The organism is uncultured Limnohabitans sp. (genome assembly GCF_937889215.1).
In the GTDB taxonomy this organism is placed as follows: domain Bacteria; phylum Pseudomonadota; class Gammaproteobacteria; order Burkholderiales; family Burkholderiaceae_C; genus Limnohabitans_A.
In genome coordinates, this window is record NZ_CALBEX010000483.1 from 1 (window position 1) to 8,854 (window position 8,854).

Genomic DNA, 8,854 nt, shown 5'->3' on the forward strand with positions numbered 1-8,854 from the left:
GGTGGGGTCGGACTCGGGCAGGTTCTCGGGGTCCAGGCCCGCTGCGCGGATCGAAGGCGCGAGGTAGTTGCCATGCACACCGGTAAACAGGTTGCTGTAGACGATGTCGTCGGAGTTGCTGTCCACGATGGCTTGTTTGTAGTCATCGGCGGCACGAGCTTCGGTGGTGGCGATGAAGGCCGAGCCGATGTAAGCAAAGTCTGCACCCATGGCTTGCGCCGCCAAAATCGCATCGCCCGTGGCGATTGAGCCCGACAAAGCGATCGGGCCGTCGAACCACTGGCGGATTTCCTGGATCAAAGCGAACGGGCTTTTCACACCCGCATGGCCTCCCGCACCCGCGGCCACAGCGATCAGGCCGTCAGCGCCCTTTTCGATCGCTTTGTGCGCGTGCTTGTTGTTGATGATGTCGTGCAAGACCACACCGCCGTAGCTGTGGGCGGCTTCGTTGATTTCTTCGCGTGCGCCGAGCGAGGTGATGATGATCGGCACCTTGTACTTCACGCACATGGCCATGTCGTGTTCCAGCCGGTCGTTGCTCTTGTGCACGATCTGATTGATCGCAAAAGGCGCGGCGGGTTTGTCGGGGTTGGCGGCGTTGTAGGCGGCCAGGGTTTCGGTGATCTCAATCAACCACTCTTCGAGCTGCGCGGCAGGGCGGGCATTCAAAGCGGGCATGGAGCCGACGATGCCCGCCTTGCACTGCTCAATGACCAGCTTGGGGTTGCTGATGATGAACAGGGGGGATGCGATGGCGGGGAACGGCAAGTTGGCCAAAACGGGGGGTAGCTTGGACATGAAGTCTCCTGAAAAAATATTGGCTATTGTGTGTTGACAAGCAGGCCAGCAGGTGTCGGCGCGGCGACAAGGGCGGGAGTGTCTGGCACACCAACGCGCCCAAACCATCGCGCACGGGGTGCTTTCCTACAAAGAGATGCCATGGTGTCAACCAGCAGCTCGCCCAGTGCCTCATCCATAAAGATAAGGATGGCATTTTGTAGAAGCCCACCCTGTGGGCGATGGGGCGCAGGACACGCACCATGCCATTCACAGCATGAGATCAGAATGCATCCAGCGCCATCGCCGTCACGCTGCCTGCGCCTTCGACGATGCTGTCGCGGATGCCGGGTGCTTTGGACAAAATGTGGTCAGCATAGAAACGCGCGGTGGTCACTTTGGCTGCCATGAACGCAGCGTCTTGTGTCTGGGCTTCAGGCGTCAACGCAACCAACAGCGCACGGCCCATTTGCCAGCCCGCCATCAGGTTACCGGCCAGCATGAGGTAAGGCACGCTGCCTGCAAACACGTCGTTGGGGTGGGCTTTGGTGTTGCCGGCCACAAACTCGACCACATCCACAAAAGCTTCACGGGCGGCTTTGAGGCGCTTGGCAACGGCCAGCGCATCGGCGTTGCCCGATGCGACCAATTCGCTTTCGGTCTGGGCCACTTGCGCGGCGAGCGCCTTGGCAGTCTGGCCACCATCGCGTGCGGTCTTGCGGCCCACCAGGTCGTTGGCCTGGATGGCTGTCGTGCCTTCGTAGATGGTCAAAATTTTGGCGTCGCGGTAGTACTGCGCAGCGCCCGTTTCTTCGATGAAACCCATGCCGCCGTGCACTTGCACGCCCAAGCTGGTGACTTCCAGGCTCATCTCGGTGCTGTAGCCCTTGACCAGCGGCACCATGAATTCGTAGAACGCCAGGTTCTGTTTGCGCACCTCAGCATCGGGGTGGTGGTGCGAGGCGTCATAGGCCGCAGCAGCGGTGGCCGCCATGGCGCGGCAGCCTTCGGTGTAAGCGCGCATGGTCATCAGCATGCGGCGCACATCGGGGTGGTGAATGATCGGGCCAGCAGCAGGCAAGCTGCCGTCCACTGGGCGGCTTTGCACGCGGTCACGGGCGTACTGCACGGCACGCTGATAAGAACGCTCGGCAATCGCGACGCCTTGCACGCCCACGGCGTAGCGGGCGGCGTTCATCATGATGAACATGTATTCGAGACCCCGGTTTTCTTGGCCCACCAAGAAACCCACACCACCACCGTTGTCACCAAACTGCAGCACCGCTGTGGGGCTGGCTTTGATGCCCAACTTGTGTTCGATGCTCACGCAGTGCACGTCGTTGCGGTCGCCCAAGGCACCATCACCATTGACCATGAACTTGGGCACCACAAACAAGCTGATGCCTTTGACACCTTCGGGCGCGCCCATCACGCGGGCCAGCACCAGGTGCACGATGTTCTCGGCCATGTCGTGCTCACCGTAGGTGATGTAGATCTTGGTGCCGAAGATTTTGTAAGTGCCATCGGGCTGGGGCTCAGCACGGGTGCGCACGGCGGCCAGGTCCGAGCCGGCTTGTGGCTCGGTCAAGTTCATGGTGCCAGTCCACTGGCCGGAGATCAGCTTTTCCAGGTACGTGGCCTTGAGTTCATCGGAACCTGCCGTGAGCAAGGCTTCGATCGCGCCATCGGTGAGCAAGGGGCACAGCGCAAAGGCCATGTTGGCCGAGTTGAGCATTTCGCCGCAAGCCGCACCAATGGTTTTGGGCAAACCTTGGCCACCAAAGTCGGCGGGGTGCTGCAGACCTTGCCAGCCGCCTTCGGCGTATTGCTGATAGGCCTCTTTGAAGCCGGGCGTGGTGGTCACGCCGCTGCCGTTGTGGAAGGACGGGTTTTTGTCGCCTTCCCAGTTCAAAGGCGAGATCACGTCTTGGTTGAGCTTGGCGCACTCCTCCAGCACCGCTTGCGCGGTTTCCAGGCCGGCGTCTTCAAAACCTGGAATTTTCGCGATCTGGTCGATGCGGGCCAGGTGCTCGATGTTGAAAAGCATGTCCTTGAGGGGGGCGATGTAGCTCATGTCTTGTCTCCTGATACGGGTCCGAGGAAATTGGGGTCGGGTACAAAAAAGACCTCTCTCGGAGGTCTTTTTTGCAATTGTCAAATCATCACAGTGCGTTGGTCAACTCAGGCACAGCCGCAAACAAATCGGCTTCGAGGCCAAAGTCGGCCACGCTGAAGATCGGCGCTTCGGGGTCTTTGTTGATCGCCACGATCACCTTGGAATCCTTCATGCCTGCCAAGTGCTGAATCGCACCCGAGATGCCGCAAGCCACATACAACTGGGGCGCGACGATCTTGCCGGTCTGGCCCACTTGCAAATCGTTGGCGGCGTAGCCAGCATCGACCGCAGCGCGGCTGGCACCGATGGCGGCACCCAGTTTGTCGGCCAGCGGTGTCATGACTTCGTTGAACTTCTCGGCGCTGCCCAGAGCACGGCCACCGGACACGATGATCTTGGCGGCGGTCAATTCGGGGCGGTCGTTTTTGGCGATTTCGCTGCCCTTGAAGCTGCTCTTGCCGCTGTCGGCTTGGGCTGCGGCACTTTCAATCGATGCGCTGCCGCCGGTGGCGGCTGCAGCGTCAAAACCGGTGGTGCGCACCGTGATGACTTTGGTGGCATCTTGGCTTTGCACAGTGGCCATGGCGTTGCCCGCGTAGATGGGGCGCTCGAAAGTGTCGGCCGAGATGACTTGTGTCACATCACTGACCTGCGCCACATCGAGCTTGGCGGCCACACGAGGGGCCACGTTCTTGCCCGCAGCAGTGGCGGGAAACACGATATGGCTGTAGTTGGCGGCAATGGCCAGCACTTCAGCGGCCACGTTTTCAGCCAGGCCGTGCGCCAGGCTTTCGCTGTCTGCATGGATGACTTTGGAAACACCAGCGATTTGGGCAGCGGCTGCAGCAGCAGCGGCAGCATTGTGGCCAGCCACCAGCACATGCACATCACCACCACAAGCGGCTGCGGCAGTCACGGTGTTCAAGGTGGCCACTTTGATCGTGGCGTTGTCGTGTTCGGCAATAACGAGTGCGGACATGGTCAGATTACCTTTGCAACGTTTTTCAATTTATCCACCAGCGTGGCGACATCGGGCACCATGATGCCGGCGCTGCGCTTGGCCGGCTCGGCCACTTTCAGGGTCTTGATGCGGGGGGCCACATCGACACCCAAATCTTCGGGCTTGAAGATGTCGAGCTGTTTTTTCTTGGCCTTCATGATGTTGGGCAGCGTCACGTAACGCGGCTCGTTCAGGCGCAAGTCGGTGGTCACCACCGCAGGCAGGCCGACGCTGAGCACTTCAAGGCCACCATCGATCTCGCGTGTGACATGGGCTTTGCCGTCCACGATCTCAACCTTGGAGGCAAACGTGGCTTGGGGCAAGTCGGCCAAAGCTGCCAACATCTGGCCGGTTTGGTTGCAATCGTCGTCAATGGCTTGTTTGCCCAAAATGATCAGGCCTGGCTGCTCTTTGTCGACCAATGCTTTGAGCAACTTGGCCACGGCCAAGGGCTGCAGGTCCAGATCGGCTGGGGTCTCGACCAGGATGCCGCGATCGGCACCAATGGCCATGGCGGTGCGCAAGGTTTCCTGGCACTGGGTCACGCCGCAAGACACAGCGATGACTTCGGTGGCAAAACCTTTTTCTTTCAGGCGCACGGCTTCTTCGACAGCGATCTCGTCAAAGGGGTTCATGCTCATCTTGACGTTGGCGATGTCCACGCCGGAACCATCGGACTTGACGCGTACCTTGACGTTGTAGTCCACCACCCGCTTCACGGGAACCAGAATTTTCATGAAAGCATCTCCATTGATATCAAACCAGAACGCCTTGAAACGCCAGCACGAGGTTGACGTTACGTAAACTTCAATTGTGCATCAAAACAGCAATCGGGAAGCCCTGAAGGCGAGAAAAAAGCACGATCGTTCGTATTTTAGGCGCGATTTTTGAGAACCATCTTGGTCACCCGCGGGCTTGACCCCCGGGAATTCACCGACCAACCGGTAGGTGAATCAGGGTTAACATTGATTTCGCGATTGTTTAATCGGCATTACGATTATGTTTTGTAACCAAATCAACGGGGCAATTGGATGAAAAAAACTTTGACTTACGTGGCCGCAGCGGCCCTGGCCAGCTTCGCCACTCTGGCGCAAGCCCAAACCGTGTTGACCGTCTCGAGCTGGGTCCCTCCCACGCACGGCCTGTCGGTTTCGCAAAAAGAATGGTGCGACGACCTGGCAGCCAAAACTTCCAAGCGCGTTCGTTGCAACATCCTGCCCAGGGCTGTGACGCCCGCGCCCGGCACTTTTGACGCGGTCAAAAATGGCTTGGTTGATGTGTCGTTCACCGTGCACGGTTACACACCCGGACGTTTTGTCCTCTCCCAAATGGCCGAGTTTCCATTTTTGGGCGACCGTGCAGAGCCCTTGTCAGTGGCCTTCAACCGCATTGCCGCCAAAAATTCCGAGTTCGAAGCAGAACACCAAGGTGTGAAAGTTCTGGGGTACTTCACCCACGGCCCGGGCATTGTGTTCAACACCAAAAAACCCATCACCCGCGTGGAAGACCTCTCAGGCCTGAAATTCCGAGTAGGCGGCGGCATGGTCAACGAGATCTCCAAAACCCTGGACATGAACGTCACCCTCAAGCCAGCGCCTGAGTCTTACGAACTGCTGTCAAGCGGCGTGATGGATGGCACCTTGTTCCCCGCCGAGTCCACCGACTCCTTCAAGATCGACAAGATCATCAAGCACGCCACCCAGTTCCCCGGCGGTCTGTACAACACCAGTTTCGTCTTCATGATGAACCCGGCCAAATACAACAGCCTCTCGGCCGAAGACAAAAAAGTCGTGGACGAGTTGTCGGGTGAAGCCGTCGCCCGTCGTTTTGGCCAAGCTTGGGACCGGGTGGACGCCCGTGCTTTGACGAACATGCAAAAAAATGGCGTGAAAGTCATCAAGGCTGACAACAACTTTGTCAGTGGCGTGACCATCCGCGTGAGCAAACTCGAACGCGATTGGGCGCAAGCTGCCAAAGCCAAAGGCCTGAAAGACCCATCGGGCACATTGGCTGAATTCCGTGCTGAAATCGCCAAACTGCAAAAGTAAAATTGATCGGGTATGCCCTGGGTGAATCACCCAAGGTGAGGCACGCACCAGCGGTATTTGCCCTCTCAGCAAATACCGTTTTTTTATGGGTGACAAGTTGAAAAAAACTCTCGAAATTTTGTGCGGCACTCTGGCTGGCTTGGCCTTGTTCGCCATCATGGTGCTGACGTTCCTGGATGTCTCTGGCCGGAAAATTCTGTCGCAATCCATCACGGGCTCTTTGGAGTTGACCGAGTTGCTGATGGTGGTCGTCATTTTTGGCGCACTGCCCTTGGTGTCCCTCAAAGGCGAACATGTGGTGTTTGACTCGCTGGACGTGCTGCTGCCGCGCCTGGTCAGGAAAATCCAGCAAGGCCTGATTCATCTGGCTTGCGCAGGCTTGCTGCTCGGGCTGGCTTACCTGATGTGGCAAACCGGCGGAGAGTTTGCAGCCACAGGCGAGACCACGGCGCAACTGAAAATCACCAAAGCCCCGTTCATTCAAGGCATGGGCGTGCTGTGTGGCCTCGCTGGCCTGGTGCACTTGGCCAAAGCCTTCTGGTCGAGAGATGAAACCACTTCCGACGGAGGCACGCTGTGACCGAAGCCTTGCTGGGATTTTTGGCCATCTTCGTGTTGGCCCTTTTGCGCATGCCTTTGGCTTTTTCCATGGGCCTGGTTGGCATTGTGGGCATTGCCCTGACTCGCGGCTGGTTGCCCGCCTTGGCCAGTACCGCCCAGGTGGTTCACGAGACCGGTTTCGCCTACACCTTGTCGGTCATCCCGCTGTTCATTTTGATGGGCAATTTTGTGGCCCGTGCAGGTTTAGCGCATGAGCTGTTTCATGCGGCCTACACCTTCATTGGCCATCGAAAAGGGGGCTTGGCGCACGCCACCATTGCCGCCTGTGCTGGGTTTGGGGCCATCTGCGGCTCGTCCATTGCCACCGCTGCGACGATGAGCAAAGTGGCTTACCCGTCCATGAAAAAACTGGGCTACAGCGACGCCATGTCCACGGGCGTGATTGCCGCGGGCGGCACCTTGGGCATCATGATCCCGCCCTCCACCATTTTGGTCATCTACGGCATCATCACAGAAACCCACATCGGCAAACTGTTTGCGGCCGGGGTATTGCCGGGCATCTTGACGGCCGGCCTGATGATGCTGGCGGTGGTGCTGATGACTTGGCATAACCCGGAACATGCCCCTGCGGGCGAAAAGTTCAGTTGGGCTCAACGCATGAAGGCCCTGCGCGGCATCTGGGGCGTGCTGCTCTTGGTCGTGCTGGTGCTGGGCGGCATTTATGGCGGCTTTTTCACCGCCACCGAAGGCGCAGGCATGGGGGCCATGGGGGCATTTTTGTTTGCACTGGCGCGCAAAGCCTTGAGCTGGAAGGTGCTCATGCAGGTGCTGGTTGAATCGGCTCGAACCACCGCCATGCTGTTCACCTTGCTGATTGCCGCCACGATCTTCGCCAACTTTGTGAACTACACCAGCTTGCCGTTTGAGCTCAAGGACTGGATCACCGGCCTGGGCCTCTCGCCCATCATGATCGTGGCTGCCATGATGCTGGTGTACGTGCTGCTAGGCACCGTGATGGAAGAGCTGACCATGGTACTGCTGACCATTCCGCTGTTCTTTCCCATCGTGGTGGATCTGGGCTTTGACCCGGTTTGGTTCGGAGTGCTGATCGTCATGGTGATTCAGATTGGCCTGATCTCTCCGCCTGTGGGCATGAACCTCTTTGTGCTCAACACCTTGCTGCCCAACGTGGGGCTGGGCCCCATCTTCCGGGGTGTCTGGCCCCTGGTGCTGGTGCTGGTCATCACGCTGGGCATTTTGCTGGCCTTCCCTGGCATCAGTCTGTGGCTGCCTTCGATGATGGATTGACCATGTGCATGACGCGCTGCGGGTACGGGATTTCGATCTTGTGCTCGCGCAGCGCGGCCAAGATCAGCATGTTGATGGTCGAGCGCAGCGCCAGTTGGCCGTTTTCCGGATCTTCAATCCAGTAACTCACGGTGAACTCCAAGCCGTCCGCGCCAAATTGGCTCAGGAAGGCATTGGGTGCCGGATCGCGCAACACACGCGGCTGGCTCTCGCAGGCATCGATCAAAAGCCGGCGCACCAAGTCCACATCGCTGTCGTATGCCACAGAGACCAGCGTGGTCTGCGCCATTTTGGTGTCTTGCAAAGTGAAATTTTCAACCCTGTTGATGATCAGCATCTCATTGGGCACGATGGACTCGCGCCCGTTCACAGCGCGGATCACGGTGTAACGCGCTTTGATGTCCACGATGGTGCCTTCAAAGCCATCAACCAGCACCATGTCCCCAATGCGCATGCTGCGCTCGGCCAAGATGACGAAGCCGCTGACGTAATTGGAGGCCAGCTTTTGCAAGCCAAAACCAATGCCCACACCCACCGCGCCGCCCAACACCGACAAAGCGGTCAGGTCAATGCCCACCGACGACAGCGCCAGCAGCAAGCCCACAAACATGAGCAAGGCCCGCACTGTGTTGCTGATGACCTTGCGCAGTGACAAGTCGCTGCGTGTGGCCGATTTGAGCAACCGCGCCTCGATCGCCGCTGACACCCACAGCGCCACAATCAGCACGGCTCCGGCCGTGAGCGCACCTTCGATCAAGGTGCGCACCGACAGGACACTGCCGCCAATTTTCCAGTTGATTTGGTCCAGCTCGTTTGTGCCTGGGAACAACGGGAACAGACTGACTATTTCGAAGAACACGCAGCCGACACCCCAGATGTCCATCTTATAGTTGTAGAAGCCGTCTGTCAGCAAACATTCCGGCGCTCGATACCAGCGTGTCGAGATGTACTCGGTGTAGGGCTGTTTGCTGTAGATGCCGCGGCACGAACCAAGGTCGGCGAGCTTCAGCACGTCGTCCGAAATGAGAATGTTCTCCTGCGAAC

8 protein-coding genes are annotated in these 8,854 nt (G+C 58.5%); 3 read left to right on the forward strand and 5 right to left on the reverse strand.

The annotated features are described in order from the left end of the window. The 4 genes from Q0341_RS12110 to Q0341_RS12125 all read right to left on the reverse strand — a co-directional run. A partial coding sequence (locus Q0341_RS12110; protein WP_299513662.1) for a nitronate monooxygenase family protein occupies positions 1-798 on the reverse strand: 798 nt, incomplete at its 3' end. A 262-nt stretch (positions 799-1,060) separates the two neighbouring features. Beyond that, a complete protein-coding gene (locus Q0341_RS12115; RefSeq protein WP_299513665.1) occupies positions 1,061-2,851 on the reverse strand; it encodes an acyl-CoA dehydrogenase in 1,791 nt (596 codons plus the stop codon). An 88-nt stretch (positions 2,852-2,939) separates the two neighbouring features. Beyond that, the gene (locus tag Q0341_RS12120) at positions 2,940-3,872 is read right to left on the reverse strand and encodes an FAD-binding protein (RefSeq protein ID WP_299513668.1); all 933 of its coding nucleotides are present in this window, start codon (positions 3,870-3,872) and stop codon (positions 2,940-2,942) included. A gap of 2 nt (positions 3,873-3,874) precedes the next feature. Continuing rightward, on the reverse strand, positions 3,875-4,630 hold the full coding sequence (locus tag Q0341_RS12125) for an electron transfer flavoprotein subunit beta/FixA family protein (RefSeq protein WP_299513671.1): 756 nt from the start codon (positions 4,628-4,630) through the stop codon (positions 3,875-3,877). A gap of 294 nt (positions 4,631-4,924) precedes the next feature. Here Q0341_RS12125 and Q0341_RS12130 point away from each other — a divergent pair, with 294 nt between their 5' ends. From Q0341_RS12130 to Q0341_RS12140, 3 genes are all read left to right on the forward strand, one after another. Then, positions 4,925-5,941 (forward strand): TRAP transporter substrate-binding protein, encoded by a 1,017-nt coding sequence (locus Q0341_RS12130; RefSeq protein ID WP_299513674.1) that lies wholly within the window; start codon positions 4,925-4,927, stop codon positions 5,939-5,941. An 85-nt stretch (positions 5,942-6,026) separates the two neighbouring features. After that, positions 6,027-6,521 (forward strand): TRAP transporter small permease, encoded by a 495-nt coding sequence (locus Q0341_RS12135; RefSeq protein ID WP_299513677.1) that lies wholly within the window; start codon positions 6,027-6,029, stop codon positions 6,519-6,521. After that, positions 6,518-7,810, forward strand: a complete 1,293-nt coding sequence (locus Q0341_RS12140; RefSeq protein ID WP_299513680.1) for a TRAP transporter large permease — start codon at positions 6,518-6,520, stop codon at positions 7,808-7,810. Before Q0341_RS12135 ends, Q0341_RS12140 begins: the two co-directional genes overlap by 4 nt. Here the strand turns inward: Q0341_RS12140 and Q0341_RS12145 are convergent. Further along, positions 7,779-8,854: mechanosensitive ion channel domain-containing protein (locus tag Q0341_RS12145; protein ID WP_299513683.1), on the reverse strand; the 1,076-nt coding region annotated here is incomplete at its 5' end. The genes Q0341_RS12140 and Q0341_RS12145 overlap by 32 nt on opposite strands.